Raw genomic sequence first — 24,039 nt, forward strand, 5'->3', positions numbered from 1 at the left:
CGAAACAGGAAGAGTGACTGAATAAGATTCTATAAAAAAACCAGCATATATATGCTGGTTTTTTTAGTTTAGAAGAAACACTATCTTAGTAGCTGTACACCACCAAGAGCCACGCCCGGGTTTTTTCCTTTGCTGTCAAGTTTTTCTACTTCATAGACCCACTTGAGCGTTGTTGTATCGGCTGGTAAATCAACGCGGTGAACACTGTAGCCGCCCACTTTTGTTTTTCTCGGTACACTCACTCGGTTGGTACCAATAGATGGTAGGCTAGACCAATGATTACCAGATTTGCTTAAAGTTCCATCAGAGATATTGTCTCCGATACTATAAGCCTTCCAGATTTCCGTACCATTTGCTAATAACTTAAGCGTACCTTTTGGAAGGTCCTGAGCACCAGTCCACCCTTTTCCAATAACAGCAGTTCTAAAGCGGACTGTTTTCCAATCTTTGCCACTTTGAGCCGTAACAGAAACCTCTGACTTTTTCTCATCCCCCCCCAAGTAAATATGCCCCTCCCAGTTAGTGGTACCTGCTGGGTTTTGCGTCCAAGTGTTCTTAAATTGGTCAGTTCTATTGCTATTGCCCCAACCAAACAAGCAAGGTTCACTCTTACTTACTTTACACGCTGGGTACTTAGCGCCGGCATTTTCTTCAGCGTAACTGAAGGAAACATTCTGCACGCCCGCTTTTAGTGCGTTACGAACAGACCATACGCTCCCCTTTTTACCATCAACATCAACGCGCCAATATAAAACATCGCTTGCTGGGTCTAGATTGACAGTGTGTGAACCTGAAACAGCAGAACTAGCACCTGATTGAACTTCTAACCAAGTGCTATTATCTGTACTGGTATACACTTTGTAAGCACTAGATTTAGATAATTTCCATGTAAACGTCTGATTACCATTAAATGGAAGTGACTGTCCATTATATGGGCGTGGTGTATGTGCATACTTTAGGTTGTCATTCGCAAGATCTTTCATCTCACCATCAGACAAAGCAAAAGAGCGCATCTCAATGTTATCAACTAAGAAATTACCGGCTATTTGCTCAGATTCAAGGTTGGCCGTTGCGTCTTTACCTGCGTCCATCCAAGGCTTGGCAATAATCAACCCTTGACTTGTTCCTGCATCTAAACGGCTACCCGCACCCCAAACACCGGCATAGCCGTCAGTAAGTTTAATATCGTCAACTTCAGCTTTATTGTTGTAAGCGTCAACTAGTGTCGCTTGCTTACCATTAAGCCAAATAGAAACTTTTTGGGTATTACGGTCAACACGTACAGCAACGGTATTCCACTGACTTAGGTTAAGTGCCTCTTTGGTTGTAACAGATACCTTTCTTAAGTCACTTCCACCAGCATAAGTTGCTAGTTGGCGTGAAATCATAAACCACTCAATAGCTCCCTCTTTGGTTAACTTTAGGTGGAAACCATCACTCCAAATACCTTTGCTAACCAAATCTATCGGATGTTCTAGTTTTACATTAGGTTTCACTTTCAGTGATAGTGTGAAATCGTCTTCAGCAAAGTCAAAATCATGTCCATAATGGGATTTATACTTTAAAGATTCCTGAACATCATTCTCTAGTAAATTAGATTTTACAGATTCATAAGCGCCTAGTTTAAGCGTCTTCGAATTAGCATAGCCTTGGTTGACCCAAACCTCTGAAATCGACTGTTTACTTGAGTTTTTAGCGGCGGCTAACTGCTCAGACAAGCCTGTTTGAGCGTTTACTACCCATAAGTCATCGATAGGAGCCTGCTCAAAATCAAAGCGAGCATATAAGTCAGGCGATGTGACTTTGACATGTACGACATCTCGGTCGAAAAGTTTCTTGCCATCAGTAATGATGTAGTGGAACTCATCTTCACCAATAAAACCTTTTGGGGCTTTATAAGTTACTTTTCCATTGGCGATTTTAAGTTCTGCACCCTGTGCTGAATATTTATCAACCTTATGGATAGAAATAGTGTCGCCATTCGCGTCAAAGTCATTTTTGAGCACATCTAAGCCAGTCGTGCTGTCTCGTTTTACGCTGAAATGGTCGATTTTAGCCGATGGAGGCAAAGGGTAGTCGGCAAGCCCAACCAAATTTCTTCTCAAACGGTTATTTTTATAACGTGTAAAGTTGATGTCATCAACATGAGCAGCGCCACCTTGAATACCTTCACCTTCAGCCGAGGTACTATGGCCTGTGCCTAAGTAGTGTGCGGTTTCATGTAATACAACGCCGTCTGCACCGATGATGTCACCAGGAGAGCGAACAATACTTCCGAAGTTTACGCCTAGAATCCAGTTGCCTTTCAGCCACAGCATTCTATGTTTGAGATCCCAACCTCGCGTTTTTCTTTGCTCATCCCACCATTTTATAGCAGCAACTCGAATAGGTTCATTCTCATGTTGGTAACCCCACGCCTTACAAGCGTCATGAGAAGCACTTTTTTTACAAGTTTGGTAATGGTCGTCCAGATAGCCCCACGTTTCGATCAACACATCATTGACAGAAAAACGCAACAAAGCATCTCGGCTCAACACATAGTCAACTAAATTAATGTAGTAATCGACAAGAACCATGGCGTCGTCCAAATTGCTATCCGCTTCTTGAACAAACGCTTGGTAAGAGACATGAACTGCCACTTTTACTTTGTGCAATTGAACTTGCGTTTTGTCTTTAGCAATTAAGTTATCTAAGCCAGACGTTGGTGCACTCGGCCTTTCATCTATGGTTTTAATTGCCTTTTGCATATTGTCTAAAATTGTAGACTGCGGCGTAACCGACGCTAAGTTTTGAGCTTTTGCTGTCAACTTATTCGCAGATAAGCCACTTATGATGTCTGCCTTTTCAATCGTCCATACTGTTTGACTACCACGGTAAGCCGTCACATAGAGTTTATTCTTAGTCGTCAGTGCTGCAATAACTTGCGTATTTTCATCACTGGTATCAACACCACGATAAACACGGATATCAGGGGTATTAATTGTACTTGCTGGAGCATGCCCATTAATACGGTGATCCCAAAGATATACTTTCATATCGGGCTCTCGGATCGAGTAACGATGGAGCTCTAAAGTACGCTTTTTACCATTAACCGTAATGGCTACTGAAAGATCCGGGGGTGATGCTTTCGTAGGCTTATAGACCATAGGTTTATGGCCTTCGTTTTTGCTATCTTTGCACCCACCAGCCATGACTACCGCTAGTACCACAAAACATAGACTTAGTATTTTCTTCATTCTATGTGGTTCCTTTATATCGACCAGTCTAAACATGAATAAAAACCATAGTAATAGCAATGAATTACGTTGAACAAAACAACGCCAACGTACAGTCGTTTCAAATGGAAATGCCGAAAAATCCCTTAAATCAAATTTTCGAAACTGTTAGTTATAAATCGTTTTAATAAATTCTAGGTTTTGAGTTGTATCAACCTTATATGAAAGGTATAAATACTGGAGTTATTATTACCTCCCTCTCAATTGACATGGATGAAGATTATGTTTGAAAAAGTGTTAGCAGCTCCCGCCGATCCTATTCTCGGCCTTACTGAAGAATTTAAAAAAGACTCTCGTGAAGAGAAAATTAACCTTGGTGTTGGCATCTACAAAAATGAAGATGGTCAAACGCCAGTACTTAAAACAGTAAAGAAAGCAGAAGCTGCACTTCTTGAAAACGAAAAAACCAAATCTTACCTAACGATTGAAGGTACCGCTGAATACGGTCTAGCGGTTCAGAAACTGCTTTTCGGTTCAGATGCAGAGATCGTAACGTCTCAACGCGCTAAAACAGCACAAGCTCCAGGTGGTACAGGTGCACTTCGCGTAGCGGGTGAATTCATCAAGCGCCAACTGGGTGACGTGAAAATCTGGATCAGTAACCCAACTTGGGCTAACCACAACGGCGTTTTCGCTGCTGCCGGTATCGAAACAGCTCAATACAGCTACTACAACGCTGAAACCAAAGACAAAGACTTCGCAGGCATGGTTGCTGACCTAGAGAAAGCTTCTGAAGGCGACATCGTTCTTCTTCACGGCTGCTGTCATAACCCAACAGGCATCGACCCAACAACTGAAGAGTGGGAAGTACTTGCTAAGCTAGTTGCTGAGAAGAAACTGCTTCCTCTATTCGATTTTGCCTACCAAGGTTTTGCTAAAGGTGTTGAAGAAGATGCAGCTGGCCTGCGCATTTTTGCTCAATACAACAAAGAGATTCTTGTTGCTAGCTCGTTCTCTAAGAACTTCGGCTTGTACAACGAGCGTGTGGGTGCATTCACTCTGGTTGCAGAATCTGCAGACGTAGCAACAACAGCGTTCTCTCAAGTTAAGAGCATCATCCGCTCTATCTACTCTAACCCACCAGCGCACGGCAGTGCTGTCGTTACTCACATCCTTGGTGATGCTGATCTACGTGCTGAATGGGAAGCAGAAGTAGCAGAAATGCGTGACCGTATCCAAGAGATGCGCGAGCTATTCGTAACGACACTGAAATCTGAAGGTGTTGATGCAGACTTCACATTCATCGAGCGCCAAAACGGCATGTTCTCTTTCTCTGGTTTAAGCAAAGAGCAAGTAACTCGCCTGAAAGACGAATTCGCTATCTACATTGTCGGTTCTGGCCGTATCAGCGTAGCGGGCATGACGAAGTCAAATATGGGTCCTCTATGTAAAGGTATCGCTGCGGTTCTTTAATCGAAAAAGAAACCTGCACTTGCAGACCAATAGATATGCAAAAGCCAGCTATTAAGCTGGCTTTTTTGTGTCTGTCTCCTTTATATGTCAGTTTTTAAGACGCTTAGTCTATATATCGCTAACTAATACTCTAGGAAGAACTCTACACCTAGCTCGTTAGTGCGTTCACTACGAATCTTACCTTCGCCATTTCTGTGTTGATAAGAGCCACCAATCGCAAACTTGTTGGTCACGAGATAACGTAAACCCACGTGGTAAATTTCTTCATCAAACAAGTCACTTCGGTTCACTTGCACACTACCGTTAGCAATCCAACGTTTCGCAAAGCCATAGTTGAGTTCGGCTTTTATCCCTTGGATAAACTCCGTGTCTGACGAGCGAGTAATGTTAGTTCCATTATCTTCGACTTCCCCCTTAGTAATACCAAGCAGGTAGTAAGCCACTATATCTAGATCTCGCTTAATACTGTAACGGTACCCAATGCCCGGCATAAGGGTATCCATTCGAGTTGTTGATTCATCTGGGTGAATGAAACGAGCACTGTAGTCACCCAACAATAGCCAATCATCCGTTATCGCATAGCTAATACCTAATCCATAGGATGATGCATTGTTATTGCTGCCTGCATCTTCATTCAAACTTCCCGAATGAGCGGTGGCGTATATATGGTCATAATCCAGAATATCCACACGGTGAGTTTCGGCCCACGAACTTGAAGAAAACATAAAAATTGCAGACACTAAACTAAGTTTCCACTTCGGCATTCCTATCATCCTTTAACTATCACCCTATTATTTGAAAGATTAGTCTATCCCTAAGACTTTAAAAAGGTTTTAGCTCACAGATTGATTTGTGACGGCAAAATATTATCAAATGTTGTACCATGAAATCATACAAACCAATGGATGATCATTATGGATGCTGAGTTATTAGAGATTCAAAACTTTCTGGCACAATACCCCCCTTTCACAGAACTCCCAGAGGAGATGTTGGCGAAAGTGACCAGTAGCGTCGAAATTTCTTATTACCGCCAAGATACCCCTATCATTCACTTTGGTGATCAGATTAACGACCTTTACATTGTTCGAAGCGGCGAAGTAGAAGTCTATCGTCGTAAAGGTGAGCTCTATAACCGGCTGGATGAGGGACACTTATTTGGCCAAATGGGGCTACTCACCAACAATAAAGTTCGCTTCCCGGTAAAAGCAACAGAAGACACCCTACTCTACTGTATCCCTGAACCTATTTTCCAAGAACTCTACGACAACTATGATTCATTCGCTGACTTTGTCGAAGTAGAAGATAATGCGCGACTGCGTCAGGCTAACTCAGACAGCAACGACGCTAACGATCTAACCACGTCAAAGGTAAAGACGCTGCTGACTAGCGAAGCGCCAATGATCGAAAAAACACGAACCATCCAACAAGCTGCTACCATGATGGCACAAGATAATGTTTCATCTTTGCTGATCATCGACCCGGATATTGTTGAAGATGATGAAGACGATTCGACGCCCGTTATTGGCATCATTACCGACCGTGATCTGTGTACCCGAGTTTTAGCAGAAGGACTCGATCCATCGGATGAAGTATCAAGTGTAATGACAGCAGAGGTTATCTCGCTCGATCATAATGCCTATGTCTACGAAGCCATGATGACCATGCTTCGCTACAACGTGCATCACCTACCAGTACTAAAAGATAAGAAGCCTATTGGTATTATTGAAGCGACCGATATTGTACGTTACGAATCTCAAAACTCGCTGTTATTGGTAAGCAGCATCTTCCAACAGCAAAGCATCGAAGATCTTAAAGTCCTTTCTGAGCAAGTAAAAGACAGCTTTGTGCGCTTGGTTAACGAAGACGCCAACGCCCACATGGTGGGTACCGCAATGTCGGTAATTGGCCGTAGCTTTAAACAACGAATTATTGAACTAGCCGAAGATAAACTCGGTAAAGCGCCGATCCCTTATTGTTTCCTCGCGCTCGGCTCGATGGGGCGTGATGAGCAGCTGCTCGTTACTGACCAAGATAACGCCATTATTCTTGATGATACCTACGATGAGAAAAAGCACGGTAAGTACTTTGAAGAGCTGTCGACCTTCATTTGTGATGGCTTAGACCAATGTGGCTATGTGTACTGTACCGGTGACATCATGGCCACTAACCCAACTTGGCGTATGACACGTCGACAATGGGAAGAATGCTTCGCTGATTGGATTGATGATCCAAACCCGAAAGCACTACTGAACGCCTCTATCTTCTTTGATTTAGATGGTGTTTATGGCCGCTTAAAATGGGCAGAACAGTTAAATAGTTTTATTGTAAGACGTGCGCGTAAGAACAACCGTTTCTTGGCGTGTCTTGCTCGTAACGCACTCAACCGAACACCGCCTCTGGGTTTCTTTAAAGATTTCGTAATGGAGAAAGATGGTCGTCATAACAACTCGATCAATCTTAAACGTCGTGGTACCGCACCACTTGCCGATCTAATCCGTGTTCACTCTTTAGCAGTCGCATCTCGCTCTAAGAACTCATTCGAACGTTTAGATGACATTATCGACGCAGGTATTTTGCCAAAAGGTCGAGCTCAAGACTTGAAAGATGCGATGGAATTTATCTCTTTAGTTCGTATTCGCCACCAAGCACACGATGTCGACAACAACATCGAACCGGATAACAACATCGAACCAGAGAACCTTTCTGACTTCGAGCGACGTAATCTAAAGGATGCATTCCAAATATTAAGCAATGCACAGAACTTTCTTAAGTTCCGTTATCAAGCCAGCAATAAGTTTAAGTAGGCGCTATGAACAAACTATTCAGATCCCCCGCGGTTGATTGGACATTTAAGTTTGCTCAGAAGCTCGAACGAGCGAGAGATGAACGCTTGAAGCAATTTTATAGCCAGCCTCTTCCTGCACCTGATACGCCATTATCAGAAGTGACTTTCTTAGCTGTCGACTTTGAGACAACGGGTTTAAACCCAAACAAAGATGGCATCATTACCATTGGTCTAGTTCCGTTTACGCTAAATCGAATCTACCTAAGACAAGCCAAGCACTGGACCCTGAGACCAAAGCAGAAATTGGAAGAAGACTCGGTTGTTATCCATGGCATCACTCACAACGACATCATTGATGCGCCAGACTTAAGTGAAGTATTAGATGAGATCTTAGAATCAATGGGCGGCCATATCCCAGTGGTTCATTATCGCCGCATCGAGCGTGATTTCTTGGATAACGCGTTGAAGGTCAGATTAGGTGAAGGAATTGAGTTTCCAGTCCTCGACACGCTCGAGATTGAATCTCAAATCCAAAACAAACTGGCCGGCGGTCTATGGAATAAGCTAAAAGGTAAGAAGCCTGCGTCAGTAAGGCTTGGTCAGAGCCGTCGTAGATACCACTTGCCTGACTATACTCCGCATCATGCGTTAACTGATGCGATTGCGACAGCGGAGCTTCTACAAGCACAGATTGCGCACCATTTTAGCCCTGATATGCCTGTTAAAGATTTCTGGTTATAGCTAGATAAACTAGTCGCTGTTAGTTACTGACTAATAAGTGCTCACCTCAGAACTAAAAACGCTCACATCTTCTAGATAGTGAGCGTTTTGTTTTGCGCATGATTGTCTTTTAAGCATGAATAGAAAGTCTACTCGGCTGTCGGGCCAACCAATCTCATTTCCCAATCTTCAACTTCGCCAGTTTGAAGTCGACGTTCTACGAGCGTGCCCCAAGATTCCACTAGAGGCAGCTCCGCCAATTCTCTAAGCTCTTGTTTATCCAAACAACCCGTGAACACCGCACCCATAACCCGGCTTAACGGCCATTCTGGGTAAGGTCTTTCACACAGGATAATCTCGTCGCCGGAGCCGATATCACCCTCTTCCAAAACACGGAAGTACCAGCCAGTTCGAAGGGTGTCTTGTAGCCTTTTCGCCATATCATTTTGCTCGAATCGTACATTGAGCTTCCAACAAGGCATACGACCTTGTGAAACTTCCAGCAAGGTTGAACCAATTCGAATCTTATCTTTTAAACAAATGGAAGCTTCAGTCACCCCACTTGAACTTATGTTCTCACCAAATGCACCTTCAGATTGGAAGATTGCTTTGTCGCCCAACTCCTCCTGCCAAATTAAGTAGTGCTCGCTTGGGTAGATATGAAGGGCTTTCTGAATACCACCATGAAAGCGAGGGTCGCCTTGCTCATCGTTAATAAATCCAAGCTCAGTGGTGTATTGGCGCTCAGATAAAACCTGCTTATTGATAGCACTCTGTGTACCGTGAGCAAAAGCAACAACCTTACCGCCCAAAACACTGTTTACTGTACCTAACTTCTTCATACCCTTCCTTTTCAGCAAGTAAAAAAAGAGGAGCTTTCGCTCCTCTTATTGTGAAATACGCCTTAATTAAGCGTATTTCTCTTCAAAGTCTTTCATGAAGCTGACTAATACTTGCACGCCTTCCAGAGACATCGCGTTGTAAAGTGATGCTCGCATCCCACCTACCGCTCTGTGGCCTTTTAGTGATTTCAGACCAGCAGCATCAGCCAACTCTAAAAACTTAGCATCTAGCTCTGGTTTCGCTAATTGGAATGGCACGTTCATTCTTGAACGGTTTACTGTATGAACATCGTTTCTGTAGAAAGCTGAGCTATCAATCGCATTATAAAGCAGCGCAGCTTTCTCTTTGTTCACTAATTCCATCGCTTCAACACCACCTTGAGCTTTCAACCACTTGAATACGAGGCCTGATAGGTACCAAGCATACGTTGGCGGTGTGTTGAACATTGAGTCTTTTTCAGCAAGTACTTTGTAGTTAAGAATGCTCGGCAATACGTCGTTTGCTAGCTCTAGCAGATCATCACGCACGATAGCAATGCAAATACCAGCAGGGCCTATATTCTTTTGAGCGCCAGCGTAGATAACACCGTACTGAGACACATCGATCTTACGAGACAGAATGTTAGATGACATATCCGCTACGATTGGCTTATCCGTTTGAGGAAGCTCACTGATTTCAATACCATCGATGGTCTCATTTGGACAGAAATGTACATACGCCGCTTCCGGGTCGATTTTCCAATCTTTAGCTGGAACAACCGCTGCTTTGCCATCAATTGACGTCTTGGCGTTGAATACATCGATTTCGCAATATTTGCTCGCTTCAGTCACTGCACTTTCTGCCCAGTAACCCGCATCAATGTAAGTCGCTTTCGTCGCGTCACCTAAAAGGTTTAGAGGAACAGCAGCGAATTGAGCACGAGCGCCCCCCTGACAGAAAAGAACTTTGTAGTTGTCTGGGATGTTCAGAAGATCACGTAGGTCCTGTTCGGACTCGTCAGCAACTTGAATAAATTCCTTGCTGCGATGGCTGATTTCCATCACGGAAGTCCCTAAACCATTCCAATCAATAAAGTCCGCCTGCGCTTGTTTCATTACCGGTTTAGGCAGTGCAGCTGGGCCAGCACTGAAGTTGAATACGTTATCTAATGTAAGTTCCATGGGGATGATTGCTCCTGCTAAATAATAACTATGCAAGTAATACCATGTTTTACCCAACATAAAAACAACAAAAGAGGTCTTAAGACCTCTTTTGTTTTGTACCGTATAAAATGTTTAAGCTGAACCTGCTAAATCACCCTATCAGTATTCAAGCCTGTTCTGTTTATTGAACAAAAACCGGCATAAGTAGAGCGATTAATGGAATTTCTTGTCCATTTTCGAACACTAGGTTTCCATTTTCTAAGTCAGCGCTGATTTCATAACCACTTTCTGTTTCCTTGATCATTTCCATCACAAGCAATTCATCAATACCTTCACGGATGAATGGGTACTCTTCAACAAGCTCATTTGAGAAGCTAGAGTGAACGTTACCCTTTAATGCAGGTACAATCATCGAAGGATTACTGCTGATGTTTTCGGTTCCTTCCGGTACGCTCACTAACCACTTAGATTCGAATTGACCCTTACCTAGATCTAACGACATATTGTTCATTGAAAGGTCGAAGCCTTTAGCAAACAGGATATCGATAAATGGAATGATCTCGGCAACGTCTTCTTGCGTCATTACTGGATTAGATTGGTAAACCTCAAAGATTTTCTCAAACGATTCGCTATCCAATTTAGACATTTCGAAATCGACGTTTAGGTTGTTCAACTGACCTTCACTGGTCTCGATGTTTGCGATATCCAGCTTAAGGTTGCTGCGCAGACGCTTAGTCGCTTCATCTAGATGTGATTCAAAATCGTACTTAGAATTTTCAATGGTCATGAAAGGCTGCATTGCAGAGTCTGTAACCAAGAAGCTATCGATAGTAAAATTCTGAGAACCTAACCAGTAGCCTTTCGCTTGTTGACCTGAACCTACACCTTTTAGGTTTGACAGTGTTACCTCTTCACCGGTTTCAAAATCAATTTGAACTGAAGGGATTGAAAGCTCGTAATCAACTTGCCCTAAAACAGTGGCATGGCCAGACAGATTCGATTTCGTGATTGATACCGAAGTACCATTCTCATCAGAACCTTGATGATTGAACTGGCTTAACTCGAAGTTAAAGTCCGTGTTGCCGTTTAGCTCAGTGCTAGTTGTCAGAGTTAGAGGCAGAATATCAGTATTATCAAACGTCGACAGTGCATTCAGGCTCACCAAACCGTGGCTAACCGCACTATTGATGACAAACTCACTCGGCAGCCCATCAATCGCGAGTTGTTCTTTCAGGTTTTCATCGGTCACAGTTAGGCGAGTAGTTACGTTAGAAGACAGGTAACCTCTATCGTACTCCACGATCTCCGCTTGAATGCTTGAATTGTTAAGCTTTGCAACACCATCGGTAATGGCATTTTGTCCAATTTGGCCAACCGCTAGTGGCCAACAAAGTGCCAATGAGATTGCGCCGCCAATTGCACCAATTTTTCTTAACTGTTCCATGAGTTCTCTTTCTACACGTGTCTGTTTTTTTCAGTCTAACCCATCAGTAGCAAACAAGAAACATTGAGTTAAATCAGTCTATTGCTCAATACTTCGATTGCCTCAATAAATTAACGGCTAGCTCTCATCCTTATTCAGCGGTTCTTGCTAGGCTAGAAGCGTCGCTACTAATAAGGTTGAGCTGTGAATCAATACGCTGTTATCTGTTTAGATAATAATCCGGTTAGCATTGAAAGAATACGTTCGGAGCTGGCTCCGTTGGCCTCTGTATTCGATATTTATACTGCCGAGAACATAGAAGACGCACATCACGCATTAGAAGATATCCATGATCACAATCAAACCGTTGCTTTAGTGATCACTCATCATCATTCGGAATTTAATGGCGTGCAATTTCTGATTGAACTGGAACAGCTGCCCCATAGTAATACCGCAAGAACGATATTAGTCAGCGCTTCGTCAGACATTCAATCCATTCTAACCGCTGTGAATGAAGGTCGACTCAATCACTGTTTAACCAAACCGGTTCAAGATCAGGTTCTATTCAAATCAGCGCAAAAAGAGCTAACGTCTTTTGTCATCCAATACGACTCAGAAAACCTGCTCTCTTACAGCGATGCATTGGATCAACAGCGCTTACTCAGAGCGCACATTGAACAAAAGATTCACTCTTTCCAATCGGGTTTCATTCACGATTACCACCAGCTTTCTGACAATGCCCTTGCTGAGCGTGTCGTCAGTGCTCTGCAGGATGTCTTTTCAAAAGATGATAAAACCAAGGCCATTCGTGATTATTCACCAGAGCATCTGCTGACGGTTGAGGGCGAAGATAATCGCTTTCTTTGGTTAATTATTGAAGGTGAAGCGGCGCTCTATAAAAAAGATGAACTGGGGCAGCAACGCGAAGTTGTGCGTCACTCTAAGGGCAATATTGTCGGAGGGATGTCATTCGTGACGGGTGAGCCTTCGTTTTCTACTGCGATTACTCTGACTCAGACCCAAGTCATCAAACTGGATAAAGATAGCTTTGCTCAGGTGATGCATTCAAACAACACTCTGCTACCGCTATTTACCAATCTACTGCTCCGTCACTTTAACCGACGCTTACAAAGAAGCATCAACAATAAGATCCAGCTTCAGCAAACGCTAGAATCGTTGGAATCTGCACATCAACAATTGATCGAGAAAGAGAAGATGGCGATGCTCGGCCAACTCGTGGCAGGTGTCGCACATGAGTTAAATAACCCGATTGCAGCCATACTGAGAAGTATTGAAACCTTGTCTGAACATCTCGATCAAATACTCGAGAACTCGGCACTCCCAGAATCAAATAAAGGGACGGATGTATTAGCACATTCAAAAATGGCGAAGCCACTATCAACGGCTCAAGAAAGACAACTCGTAAAGCACCTCACCTCTACTATCGATGATCGTGCGCTAGCCAAAAAAGCCGTAAGACTGAACCTGAGCCAAGACTCTGCGGTTCTAGATACCTTAAAAGACTCCCCTGTCGCAGGCAAAGAGCTACTTAATGACTTAGAGCATTATCACTATGTTGGAAACTCTATCCGCTCAATTCAAGTTTGCAGCAAACGTATTGCCGATATGGTCAAAAGCCTAAAAAGCTATGCCCGAGAAGATGAAGAGGTTCGCCACTACGCGGATGTTCACGAAGGACTTGAAGATACCTTAGTGATCTTTGAAAACAGGCTCAAACACCACCAACTAGAGAAGCATTACGACACCGACTTGCCGCCTCTATTGTGCCAGTCGCTCTCGCTGCAACAAGTGTGGACCAACCTTCTCTCTAATGCACTTGATGCTCTTTCAGAGCGAGGCAAAGTCTCTATCACCACATCTCAAGACACTAAAGGTGACGACACGTTTCTTGTAGTGCAAATATCGGACACTGGACACGGTATCGCCAAAGAAGACATCAACACTATTTTCAACCCAAACTTCACGACCAAAAAAGAAGGCAACTTCGGTTTAGGGATTGGGTTATCCATTTCTCAACAAATCGTTTCGGCTCATCAAGGTTTTATTTTGGTGGAGTCTGAGGTAGGCCGCCATACACACATGCAAGTGTGGCTTCCATTCAAACAAGAAGGAGCACCTCATGAATAAGTACCTAATTTTATGTGTCGATGATGAGCCAGAGGTTCTCAACAGTGTCCTTCAAGATTTAGCACCATTTGAAGACAACTTTATTGTTGAAGGTGCCGAATCGGTCGATGAAGCTAAGCAAGTCATTCAAGAAATGGGACAGGAAGGTATTAAACTCGCCTTAATCTTGTGTGACCACATCATGCCGGACAAAACGGGGATCGATTTTCTTATCGAACTTAACCAGCACGACTCTACAAAGCCAACACGCAAGCTGCTGCTCACCGGGCAAGCTGGGCTAGAAGATACCGTCACAGCAATTAACAACGCGGCGCTTGATTTTTATATTTCAAAACCTTGGCAAGGCGATCAACTTAGAGACACGATTACTCAACAACTGACAGACTATGTCATTGCAAACGACAAGCAGTTGTTAAACTGGACTTCCATTTTAGATACTGAGCGAATACTGACATCAATGTCAGACAAGCGAACTAGTTTCAGTGAATAGCGATAGGTTGGTAAATAGAGGTTGTTTGCTGAATAGTGATTAGATGATGAATAGCGATTAGTTAGTCGCGATGCATCTTTGACACTAAGTGTATTTTGTATAACAGCGAGTAAATTAAGTGTATCTAATAGTTATCGATAACAAGTGAATGGATACTAGATTTTGTTAAATAACCCTAAAACATGAGATCTCTGTAACAGAGCAGTACTTTACTTGCTTGTTTTTTAGCTAAATGACAAATGAATAGCATTTTTATGGGTTACTTTTCCGCGAGTTAGATTAAACTGTCTCAATGTTTATGGTTTGGCTATTTTTTATCAAACCAAAGGGATCAACACTAATAAAGGTTTACGGTCGTTATGCGCAAAATTCTACTTACTACCGCTATGCTATTGGCTTCTAGCCAAGCACTAGCTGTCGATGGACAACCAAATGAACAAGCACAAGTAATGAGCAACTTTAGCTACGATTACTTTGACGCTCGTATCGGTGCGAGCCCAATTACATTTGGTGGTGCGTTCAGTAAGTCAATCCACCCGAATGCTCACGCAGTAGCGCGTATCGATTCAGAATTTGAAGGCGATTACGACTCTGCTGTAGGTCTTGGTTTCCACGCTCCAATTAACAACTGGGCAGATCTAACGGGTGAAATGCTAGCTCGTATAGTTCAACCAGCAGCGAAAAGCTCTCCTGATGTTGGTATGGAATTCAACGTTGGTGTTCGTCAATGGCTTGGCCCACAACTAGAAGTTGGCGGCAAAGGCGGTTACGTTTCTATCGATGATAAAGATGATTGGATCGGTTCTGCTTACGTGCGTTTCCACTCTACAGAACTATTCTCTCTAGGTGCAGAAGTTCGTATCAATGATTTCTACGGTGATCAGTTAATGTTCACGACTCGTTTCAAGCTTTAAGTAAAACGAGAAAGCTCTTCATATGGGCTTAGCCTTTAAACGGGCTAGATAGAAACAAAAAACCGAGGAAATCCCTCGGTTTTTATATATAAACAGTAATCTTATGCATATACAGGCGATATCTTTAGTGGCAGCTCTTTAATAATTGCTGCTTGCGTGGCTCTTGTAATAGTTTCCAGTGAATACCATCAATTGCACCCGCAAACTTCCAAAGTAATTTTAGGTCAACATCGTTTCCGTACGCTTCGCGAACCTTATTAAACACTTCAGATGCACCCAACTGCATAAACATTGAAACATCATCCACTCCAGCCTTTTTAACCATGCGTTCTAACGTCAGTTGCATGTTAGGCAAGTCCCTTAATCTACGGCTAGCAGATGATTTTTTGAAGCTACGCTGCTGAATTGAATTATCGATTGAAGTACGAATAATACTATCCAATTCAGGATGCTCAGACGTAAAGAGATCCGTGATGTCGTAGTAATTCACGGTTGCTGTCGTCTGCTTTTTTACGTGACGATACTTTTCACAATCAAGCCCCGTCAGCTTTTTATCTAATAACTTCCCACCTCGAATGAATACACAATCTTCACTCAACAAAGCGAACATAGCGTCATTTTGAAAGAGGCCAATACCTCCAAACATAGAGCGCTTTTGATGTTCACCAAATTGATTCACGTAATTAATAAATGCTGTCTCGGTCATATCCGTTGATCCTTAATCAAATTACCCCGATTAGGTTGATCGCCAGACAAGCAGCTTTTTATGCGAAAAATTTCAAATCTATTTAATGTTTAGGTGAATATTATGGTTTCGTTTGTCACCTTTGAAATAAATGATACTTCGAAAAGAAAAATAAGTCAGGGCGCAGCTCACATCAATCAGTTGAATATCCTTGCTTTTAATGATTTACATCACATTAAACTATCAAATCACGCCAAGAATTTAATTCTTAGTGATACCCCCGTTCAAGTTATCAAAGCTTATGTGGTTCGATGAGTATTGCCTCGCAGCATCGCGGCTTGTAAAATGGTACGACATACATGTTCTTACTCTTAATATGAATCATTTATCATTTTTCTGGCTACCACAAAATAAAGCTCTTCTCCTTAAGGGCCTAGAATCCGAGTTTGCCCAACTTGTTGGACATTCCATCTCAGCGGGAAAAATAACTCTTCCTCCGATTCCTGAGGTTGTACTTAAAATTCAAAAGCTATGTACTCTTGAACCAACAGGCGTCGCCGAAGTTGCCGAGTGCTTACTTGAAGACCCAGGGCTGACAGCAATCGTGATCAGAGTTGCTAACTCAGTTGTCTTCAACAGACGCAATATTACTTGTGTCGATGTTATGACGGCCGTATCGCGTCTTGGTATATTGAGAGTGCGTGACATTGTCACGGCTCAGGCTATTGAACAACTTAAACATTCCGTCAATTTGAGTAAAGAGTGCAACGAGCTATTGGTTCAGAGCGCTTCTGTATCAAAAGAACTCGCCGCAACTATGGTGTTAGTCACTAACCTATTTAAAGAACTATCCCCTACCGAATACCGTTATCTAGAGCATGAAAAGTCACTACTTGTTGGGTTACTTGCAGACATTGGCTTGTTCTGTTTGGTTAGTGAATATCACCTCTACCTAGACAACGGGAACTATTTAGATCACGACATCGCACTGCAAATATTCCAAGGCCAATGTTCAGCAACCAGTAAGTTGGTCCTTAGACGCTGGGGTTTCGACAGCGACTTTATCGATGTGTGCAGCAACACCATTAATAATCACGAAGAGCGCGAGGTGTCTTACCTTGATATTGCGCGGATAGCTAACCACCTACTGATGTTTAGAAACAAGGATGAGAACATTGATGAGCACGAAGTAGAACTAAACGTGACAGGAGCGGAAGTACTTTATAAATTAAGCAACTTGAGCAAACAGGATTTTAATGCAAAGCTAAGTGACGTGATCAATACTAGCGGCTTCTAAGTTACTGTTAAATTGCTAGTAAATGCAATATGAAGTCAATGCAATGGGGAAAGCATGTTTACAGGGATGATCTTTATATTTGCGCCACTCGTCGTGGGGTATCTTTTTTCAATTTCGAACGCTCAGACGCTAGAATTTATCAACCGATCTACTTCGCGGTTGATCTACGTGATTCTCGCGTTAATGGGACTTAGCTTAGCCGCACTCGATAACCTAGGCAGTAACCTGCAGACAATTCTTCTATACACGGCCACTTTCTTCGTCTGCTTAAGCGTTTGTAATCTAATGGCGCTACCTGCTATTGATAAGTTACTGCCACTCCAGACAGACAGCTGTAATAAGAAACTCCCCCTGTCTTCTATGGCGATGGAGTCTGCCAAACTCATCTTAGTGGTCGGTTCCGGCCTTATTGCGGGTTTAGTTCTGCCTATTGGACTTGATTGGGTTGATACCGCGAGTGAATGGATTCTGTTTGTTCTACTGTTCTTTATTGGCATTCAGTTACGCAATAGCGGACTAACACTTCGTCAAATCTTACTCAACAAGCACGGTATGGTAATCGCAATCGCAATCATCGCCACCTCAATGCTTGGTGGTATTATTGCGGCTTATATCCTTGATATCCCTCTGTTCAAAGCCTTGGCAATGTCTTCAGGGTTTGGTTGGTATTCTTTAGCTGGTATCTTGATGGGCGACGCCTTTGGTCCTGTTTATGGCGGCGCTTCTTTCATGCTTGAGCTGTTAAGAGAGTTAGTTGCTTTGGTACTTATTCCTGTGCTGATCCGGAGCTACCCATGCACATCGATTGGTTATGCAGGCGCAACAGCGATGGATTTCACATTACCTGTCATTCAAACCACAGGTGGCGTTCGGTGCGTGCCAGTCGCCATAGTCAGTGGCTTTATCCTCAGCTTGCTTGTCCCGATTTTGATGTTGTTCTTTGTATCTCTTGCTAACTAGATCGCAGGAATAGCGTTTGTTTTAGATTAGAATGCAACTCGAATACCGATGCCCAAGACACCGATACAGTTACCGAAATAAAAAGACACTAAGTGTCATTGCTCAACAAATAATGATCACGGTAATCTGTAACGACAACGTTATAAAAAGAATAAACTTACAAAAGGAACCGCTATGAAACGCCTTTGCGTCGCATTACTGCTAGCTTCAACTTCGACTTTCTCTTTTGCAGCAGATTCAATGTCTGAGACAAATCAGTGCCAAGCAAAAAAATATGATGCGTACATCGACGCCTCTTTAGGTTGGTATGCTGACCTCGCTACATTAACTTCTGAGCAATACCCAGAATTGACAGAAGTAAGCGAGTGGTTCCTAGAAGGTCGTAAGCACCACTTCGAGCTTAATCGCGCTGCGGTAAACTACTACCTTGTGAACGATTCAAGCAAAGTGGCAACAGAGCAACCGGTAGAAGGCTGGCTGCAACTGGAACAACACGACATTAAGACGTTATCAACACGTGATGATGAACTTGGTAGAATTGCGAAAACAACGTTCGACGACCGCCAATCAACACCTCACGCTCAAAACTACGAGCTACGTTCCGCCTTTGCTGAGCTGCTTAGTCACCCTAAGCAAATCGATACAGCACTGCAGCGTTACAACCAGTCGATCGCCAAACTAGAAGCGATTAAGTGTAAATAACCCTTAATTTACTATGCTTTTATGGGAAGTTGGATTTCATAATTAAGACGGGACATTGTTCCCGTTTTCGTTTAGATTATCCCGCTCGCGTCAATATAAGAAAAATAACTCGCTTGCTATGGTTACGGAACAAAAAACAGCAGATGTTAGCTTTGACAGTCTTCTACGTATCTTTACAGTACCAGAAGGCCCAGACTCAACACTCACTCAAATCGAAGACAAACTTTCACGAAACCTGAATCAATTCTTACGTGAACACATTGTGGCTGAAGAAAAGCCATTACGTGAGATTGAGAAAGATTTTTCGAATGCTCATATCCCAGAGCTGCCTGAGTTTGTTTCAGAACATACCGAGCATCTCCTCGATTCTCTTGTATCTCATTCGGTTCATACGTCGTCGCCAAGTTTTATTGGTCACATGACGTCTGCGCTACCCTATTTCCTGATGCCGCTGTCTAAAATCATGATTGCGCTAAATCAGAATCTAGTAAAAATCGAGACCTCAAAAGCTTTCACTCCCTTAGAACGTCAAGTTCTGGGTATGTTACATCGCCTGATATATCAGGATAGCGACCAGTTTTATTCTCGCTGGATGCACAGTGCCAACCACTCTTTAGGAGCGTTTTGTTCTGGCGGTACCATCGCGAACATAACAGCGCTTTGGGTTGCACGTAACAACGCGCTAAAAGCACAAGGTTCGTTCAAAGGTGTGGAAAAAGAAGGCTTGTTTAAAGCCATGAAGCACTACGGCTACGAAGGCCTTGCTATCTTGGTTTCTGAACGTGGTCACTACTCTCTGAAAAAAGCAGCGGATGTCCTTGGTATTGGTCAAGAAGGTCTAGTGTCTGTTAAAACAGATAACGACAACCGCATTTGTACGGACGACCTAAGACTCAAGATTGAACAGCTCAAGCAGAATAAGATAAAGCCTTTCGCTGTCATTGGTGTGGCTGGTACAACCGAAACCGGTAATATCGACCCTCTAAGAGACATTGCAGAAGTGTGTGCTGAATCCGATTGTCATTTCCATGTTGATGCCGCTTGGGGAGGTGCGACTCTAATGTCGAACAACCATCGTCACCTTCTTGATGGTATTGAATTGGCTGATTCAGTCACGATTGATGCGCATAAACAGCTTTATATCCCTATGGGTGCTGGCATGGTTTTGTTTAAGAAGCCAGATGCGATGACCGCAATCGAACATCATGCTCAATACATCCTTCGTAAAGGCTCAAAAGACTTAGGTAGCCATACGTTAGAAGGCTCTCGTTCAGGCATGGCAATGTTAGTCTACGCCTCAATGCACATCATCAGTCGCCCTGGGTATGAACTGCTGATCGACCAGAGCATCAATAAAGCGCGCTACTTTGCCGACCTGATTAAAGATCAAAACGACTTCGAACTGGTTTCAGAGCCTGAGCTTTGCCTACTGACCTATCGCTATGTGCCTGGATCAGTCAAAGCAGCACTACTCAAGGCTAAAGCACCAGAGCGTGTTGAACTGAATGAGCTACTGAATGAACTGACCAAGTTTATTCAGAAGAAGCAACGTGAAACGGGCAAGTCTTTCGTATCGCGAACGCGCTTAAACCCCGAAATATGGGCGCATCAGCCAATCATCGTTTTCCGTGTAGTATTAGCAAATCCACTGACGGGCAACGATATTCTCTCTTCAGTGCTTGAAGAACAGCGTGAAATCTCTAAACTAGCACCCAATTTGATGAGTAAAATCACCAAATTGGTTAAGCTAATCAACGCCTAGCCATTCAATTTTAGTTGCATCAAATTGAAAATTTCTTTCTTTTTGATGTAACTTAGCTGTCAGTTCATACTCAATTTGCATTCTTTTTGCTCTAATCCTCTTCCAATTCTGTAGTTTTCTAAAATTTTGTTGAGGTTTGTCATATTCTTAAGCATTGATGCCGTGTTTTTGTATTAGTGAATAGTATCTTGGGTTTATACTGACTCTATGGTGCTAGTTAGCTTGATATCTATTTGATGCAGTAGAATTTACAATACCGAATGTAAGTTTGGTTTTGTATTTTCTTATATTTGTTTCAGCCATACCCCCTGGTAAAAGATATTAACTAGCAAGTTGTTCTCTATACCCTTGTGAACACTATGAATACATTAGAAAAAATACAAAAAAACCTGGAAAATTTCAGCAAGTCTGAGCGTAAGGTAGCCGAAGTAATCATGGCTTCCCCTCAAACTGCAATTCATTCTAGCATTGCTACCTTAGCGAAAATGGCTGACGTGAGTGAGCCTACAGTTAACCGCTTCTGTCGTCGTTTAGACACAAAGGGCTTCCCTGACTTTAAACTTCACCTAGCTCAAAGCTTGGCGAACGGCACACCTTACGTGAACCGTAATGTTGAAGAAGATGATGGCCCAGATGCTTACACGCATAAGATTTTTGAATCAACTATGGCTTGTCTAGATGTTGCTAAAAACAGTTTAGACGCGATGCAAGTAAACCGAGCGGTTGACTTACTGACACAAGCAAAACGCATTTCGTTCTTCGGACTGGGTGCCTCTTCTGCTGTAGCCAAAGATGCTCAAAACAAATTCATTCGTTTCAATATCCCAATCACTTGTTTCGAAGACATCGTGATGCAACGCATGAGCTGCATTAACTGCAGTGATAACGATGTTATTGTTCTGATCTCTCACACTGGCCGCACTAAAAGCCAAGTAGAGATTGCGAACTTAGCTCGTGAAAACGGGGCGACAGTTATCGCTATCACAGCAAAAGACTCTCCGCTAGATAAAGCGAGTTCTCTGTCTATCTCATTGGATGTACCGGAAGACACTGACGTTTACATGCCAATGGCAAGTCGTGTTGTTCAGATGACGGTTATCGATGTGTTAGCAACAGGCTTTACGCTTCGTCGTGGTTCTGGCTTCCGAGAGAACCTGAAACGAGTAAAAGAGTCACTTCGTGATTCACGTTACGAAAAGTACTCTCAGTTCTAATCTGTTAAGATGTGAGCTTAAGAATTAAATTCAATTGAAAAACGGAGCCTAGAGCTCCGTTTTTATTTGTCCCGCGTTAGCTTAGCTTTCTCGTTATGTGTGCTTTCTACTTTCTGCTATTAGATCGTCCAGCTATTACCTTTCTCTACTACATTATTTTCAGACGCATAAGAGTTGATAATGGTAAAACTCGACTCCGTAACCTGTTCTGGGGCACGTTGAGCACCTTGATTCATCGAGGCTGTCTCATGGTATTCACCTCCACAGTCACACTCCTCACAAACCTGCTGAAGAATATGTACGAGTCGTTCTTGGTTCAGCGGTAAAGGGTTCCCTTTAATCGCCACCGACTTGAGCGCGTCGGCAGACACCTCATCAAACTGGGCTTCACAGACACCAAATTCCAGTAAGCTTGGAAGCTTGAGCGTATCCAACACTTCAGACAACCAAGAAATTGCCTCTTCCTCTGTTGCTTCTACGTTACCTGTCACTATCTGAGAAATTCGCTGATAACGCGCTAGGATGTCACTCCTCTGCTGCTCCTTCGCAGCAGCTATATTCTCTAACATCACAAATGGTGCTAAACGTGCAGTTATCACACTATGAGGAGCCGAGATTTTGCCACCTAGCGCAGAAGCTAAACCATGCGCAGCGCCAAGTTTGGCGTTAGTTATCGCTATTCCCCCTAACATAGAGGAAAACGCGAGATCAGAACGCGCTTGAGGTTCATCGTAGATACACGCCTGAATGACAGAACCACTCAGCTTACGTAAGCCTTCTTCACAGATCATATCAGTCAGTGGGTTCGGTTCACCGCACACATAGGCTTCCATTAGATGGGTAAATGCGTCCATAGCACCTCGCCCCGATAAATACAGATTCGTACCATGAGTTAGGGTTGGGTCAACAATCGCAACGTCAGCCAGCATGTCTGGGTTTCTAAGGCTGATTTTTACTTGGTCTTGCCCTGATTTCAGCACCGCGTTTTTAGTGACTTCTGCACCTGTACTCGCTGTGGTTGGAATCGCAATGAACGGAAGCGGTTTGGTTTTAAGAGGGACATTACGCCCAACGACTTCAACATAGTCATACAAACTACCTTGGTTAGGTAAAACCGCGGCTAACGCTTTGCCCATATCGATGGCGCTACCGCCCCCCATAGCGACAACCATATCTGGCTTAAATCGACGTGCAGAAATAGCAGCCTCCTCAACCATTTTGATATTAGGTTCACCGGATACGGCAATGTGTTGATAGCGCATACTCTGTGCATCGAGATAGTCAGTGACTATTGAAGTGCGCTCTAATGTATTGCCAGTCACCAATAGCACGCTGTAACCGTATTGATTAAAGAGAGACAATGAAGCGGAGAGTGCTCCATCACCAAAGATGATCTTTGTAGATGTCATAAATTGAAACATGGTGCCTCCTGCGCCTATGACCGAACAAAACTGCGAACTCTTGGTTTTTAGGAAATTGGTCTCTTGGATTTCACATTTGAAATTTGAAATTTGATTTTCGTATTTACAACACAATCCCGGCACCCCAAATACGAATGCACTAAAACATCATTACTTCAGACTGCTTACAGAATATGGTTCCATACCTAGATAAAGGATGCCTCGTTCTGCGTTTGATTTTTTTGACAAGGTGCAACTTGTCGCACTAAATATCGACTAAAGTTGCAATCTTAGGGGTAATTCACATATTAATATTGAGGGGAATTCACGATGACAGTGGCCAGTAAACAATACTCTAGCCTTTTATGATTAATATTTGCGCTGATAGGCAAAACCTATCGTATTAAGAGGCAATTCCATCTTTATTTCCCCATGCCATTGAGGCATAGTTGGTTTTAAGAAATTTTGAGTGGCATTCATAATAGAATAGTTAACATAAATGAGTTAACGAGCCTCATCCCGTATTTAGGAGAAATTAAATGTTTGTAGTTATTTTTGGTCGCCCTGCTTGTCCATTCTGTGTTCGCGCAAAAGAGCATGCTGAAACTCTTAAAGCTAAACGCGATGACTTCAACTACCGTTACGTTGACATCCACGCTGAAGGCATCAGCAAAGCTGACCTAGAGAAGACTGTTGGTAAACCTGTAGACACAGTTCCACAAATCTTCATCGACCAAGATCACATTGGCGGCTGCACAGAATTTGAAGCATACGCAAAAGAAAACCTAGGTCTTTTCGACTAAGCTGGGATTTCTCAAACGAAAATCGAGGCTAAAGCCTAAACAGCTGATAGATAAAACAGTTAG

The 24,039-nt window shown here is 43.1% G+C and carries 19 protein-coding genes; 12 read left to right on the forward strand and 7 right to left on the reverse strand.

Annotated elements, in window-relative coordinates:
* Positions 1-80 precede the first annotated feature (80 nt).
* Positions 81-3,236, reverse strand: coding sequence for an Ig-like domain-containing protein (locus tag MED222_RS11015; protein WP_009847050.1), 3,156 nt, complete (start codon positions 3,234-3,236; stop codon positions 81-83).
* 261 nt (positions 3,237-3,497) lie between these two features.
* Here MED222_RS11015 and MED222_RS11010 point away from each other — a divergent pair, with 261 nt between their 5' ends.
* On the forward strand, positions 3,498-4,688 hold the full coding sequence (locus MED222_RS11010; protein ID WP_009847051.1) for an amino acid aminotransferase: 1,191 nt from the start codon (positions 3,498-3,500) through the stop codon (positions 4,686-4,688).
* Positions 4,689-4,810: 122 nt separating this feature from the next.
* Here the strand turns inward: MED222_RS11010 and MED222_RS11005 are convergent, their stop codons facing one another.
* Positions 4,811-5,452, reverse strand: a complete 642-nt coding sequence (locus MED222_RS11005) for an outer membrane beta-barrel protein (protein WP_009847052.1) — start codon at positions 5,450-5,452, stop codon at positions 4,811-4,813.
* A gap of 150 nt (positions 5,453-5,602) precedes the next feature.
* Here MED222_RS11005 and MED222_RS11000 point away from each other — a divergent pair, with 150 nt between their 5' ends.
* The gene (locus MED222_RS11000; protein ID WP_009847053.1) at positions 5,603-7,492 is read left to right on the forward strand and encodes a DUF294 nucleotidyltransferase-like domain-containing protein; all 1,890 of its coding nucleotides are present in this window, start codon (positions 5,603-5,605) and stop codon (positions 7,490-7,492) included.
* A 5-nt stretch (positions 7,493-7,497) separates the two neighbouring features.
* Positions 7,498-8,214 (forward strand): 3'-5' exonuclease, encoded by a 717-nt coding sequence (locus MED222_RS10995; RefSeq protein ID WP_009847054.1) that lies wholly within the window; start codon positions 7,498-7,500, stop codon positions 8,212-8,214.
* Between the two features lie 128 nt (positions 8,215-8,342).
* Here the strand turns inward: MED222_RS10995 and MED222_RS10990 are convergent, their stop codons facing one another.
* The 3 genes from MED222_RS10990 to MED222_RS10980 form a co-directional block, all read right to left on the reverse strand.
* Positions 8,343-9,035, reverse strand: a complete 693-nt coding sequence (locus MED222_RS10990; protein WP_009847055.1) for an MOSC domain-containing protein — start codon at positions 9,033-9,035, stop codon at positions 8,343-8,345.
* A 66-nt stretch (positions 9,036-9,101) separates the two neighbouring features.
* Positions 9,102-10,196, reverse strand: coding sequence for a 3-phosphoserine/phosphohydroxythreonine transaminase (serC, locus tag MED222_RS10985; protein ID WP_009847056.1), 1,095 nt, complete (start codon positions 10,194-10,196; stop codon positions 9,102-9,104).
* A 163-nt stretch (positions 10,197-10,359) separates the two neighbouring features.
* Positions 10,360-11,622 carry a DUF945 family protein gene (locus tag MED222_RS10980; RefSeq protein WP_009847057.1) on the reverse strand — a complete coding sequence of 421 codons (1,263 nt, stop codon included), beginning with the start codon at positions 11,620-11,622 and terminating at the stop codon, positions 10,360-10,362.
* Positions 11,623-11,805: 183 nt separating this feature from the next.
* Between MED222_RS10980 and MED222_RS10975 the strand changes: the two genes are divergently transcribed.
* The 3 genes from MED222_RS10975 to MED222_RS10965 all read left to right on the forward strand — a co-directional run bounded on the left by MED222_RS10975 (position 11,806) and on the right by MED222_RS10965 (position 15,153).
* A complete protein-coding gene (locus tag MED222_RS10975) occupies positions 11,806-13,749 on the forward strand; it encodes an ATP-binding protein (RefSeq protein WP_009847058.1) in 1,944 nt (647 codons plus the stop codon).
* A complete protein-coding gene (locus MED222_RS10970) occupies positions 13,742-14,239 on the forward strand; it encodes a response regulator (RefSeq protein WP_009847059.1) in 498 nt (165 codons plus the stop codon). The genes MED222_RS10975 and MED222_RS10970 overlap by 8 nt, the downstream gene beginning before the upstream one ends.
* Before the next feature lie 359 nt (positions 14,240-14,598).
* Positions 14,599-15,153 (forward strand): hypothetical protein, encoded by a 555-nt coding sequence (locus MED222_RS10965; protein WP_009847060.1) that lies wholly within the window; start codon positions 14,599-14,601, stop codon positions 15,151-15,153.
* Between the two features lie 124 nt (positions 15,154-15,277).
* Here MED222_RS10965 and MED222_RS10960 read toward each other — a convergent pair whose 3' ends face one another.
* Entirely contained in the window at positions 15,278-15,859 is a 582-nt protein-coding gene (locus MED222_RS10960; protein WP_009847061.1) for a TfoX/Sxy family DNA transformation protein, read from the reverse strand.
* A 355-nt stretch (positions 15,860-16,214) separates the two neighbouring features.
* On the opposite strand from MED222_RS10960, the gene MED222_RS10950 reads away from it, so the two are divergent.
* The 5 genes from MED222_RS10950 (at position 16,215) to MED222_RS10930 (ending at position 21,773) form a co-directional block, all read left to right on the forward strand.
* Positions 16,215-17,135, forward strand: coding sequence for an HDOD domain-containing protein (locus MED222_RS10950; RefSeq protein ID WP_017096721.1), 921 nt, complete (start codon positions 16,215-16,217; stop codon positions 17,133-17,135).
* Between the two features lie 54 nt (positions 17,136-17,189).
* Positions 17,190-18,095: a lysine exporter LysO family protein gene (locus tag MED222_RS10945; RefSeq protein ID WP_009847064.1), complete on the forward strand. Its 906-nt coding sequence runs from the start codon at positions 17,190-17,192 to the stop codon at positions 18,093-18,095.
* Positions 18,096-18,269: 174 nt separating this feature from the next.
* Entirely contained in the window at positions 18,270-18,797 is a 528-nt protein-coding gene (locus MED222_RS10940; protein ID WP_009847065.1) for a hypothetical protein, read from the forward strand.
* 118 nt (positions 18,798-18,915) lie between these two features.
* The gene (gene panP / locus MED222_RS10935) at positions 18,916-20,559 is read left to right on the forward strand and encodes a pyridoxal-dependent aspartate 1-decarboxylase PanP (RefSeq protein WP_009847066.1); all 1,644 of its coding nucleotides are present in this window, start codon (positions 18,916-18,918) and stop codon (positions 20,557-20,559) included.
* 359 nt (positions 20,560-20,918) lie between these two features.
* Positions 20,919-21,773: a MurR/RpiR family transcriptional regulator gene (locus tag MED222_RS10930; protein ID WP_004734686.1), complete on the forward strand. Its 855-nt coding sequence runs from the start codon at positions 20,919-20,921 to the stop codon at positions 21,771-21,773.
* Positions 21,774-21,892: 119 nt separating this feature from the next.
* Here MED222_RS10930 and MED222_RS10925 read toward each other — a convergent pair whose 3' ends face one another.
* A complete protein-coding gene (locus MED222_RS10925) occupies positions 21,893-23,194 on the reverse strand; it encodes an iron-containing alcohol dehydrogenase (RefSeq protein WP_009847068.1) in 1,302 nt (433 codons plus the stop codon).
* 518 nt (positions 23,195-23,712) lie between these two features.
* Here MED222_RS10925 and MED222_RS10920 point away from each other — a divergent pair.
* On the forward strand, positions 23,713-23,976 hold the full coding sequence (locus MED222_RS10920) for a GrxA family glutaredoxin (RefSeq protein ID WP_009847069.1): 264 nt from the start codon (positions 23,713-23,715) through the stop codon (positions 23,974-23,976).
* Positions 23,977-24,039 lie beyond the last annotated feature (63 nt).

The sequence above is a fragment of the Vibrio sp. MED222 genome, from assembly GCF_000153005.1.
Lineage (GTDB): Bacteria > Pseudomonadota > Gammaproteobacteria > Enterobacterales > Vibrionaceae > Vibrio > Vibrio tasmaniensis_A.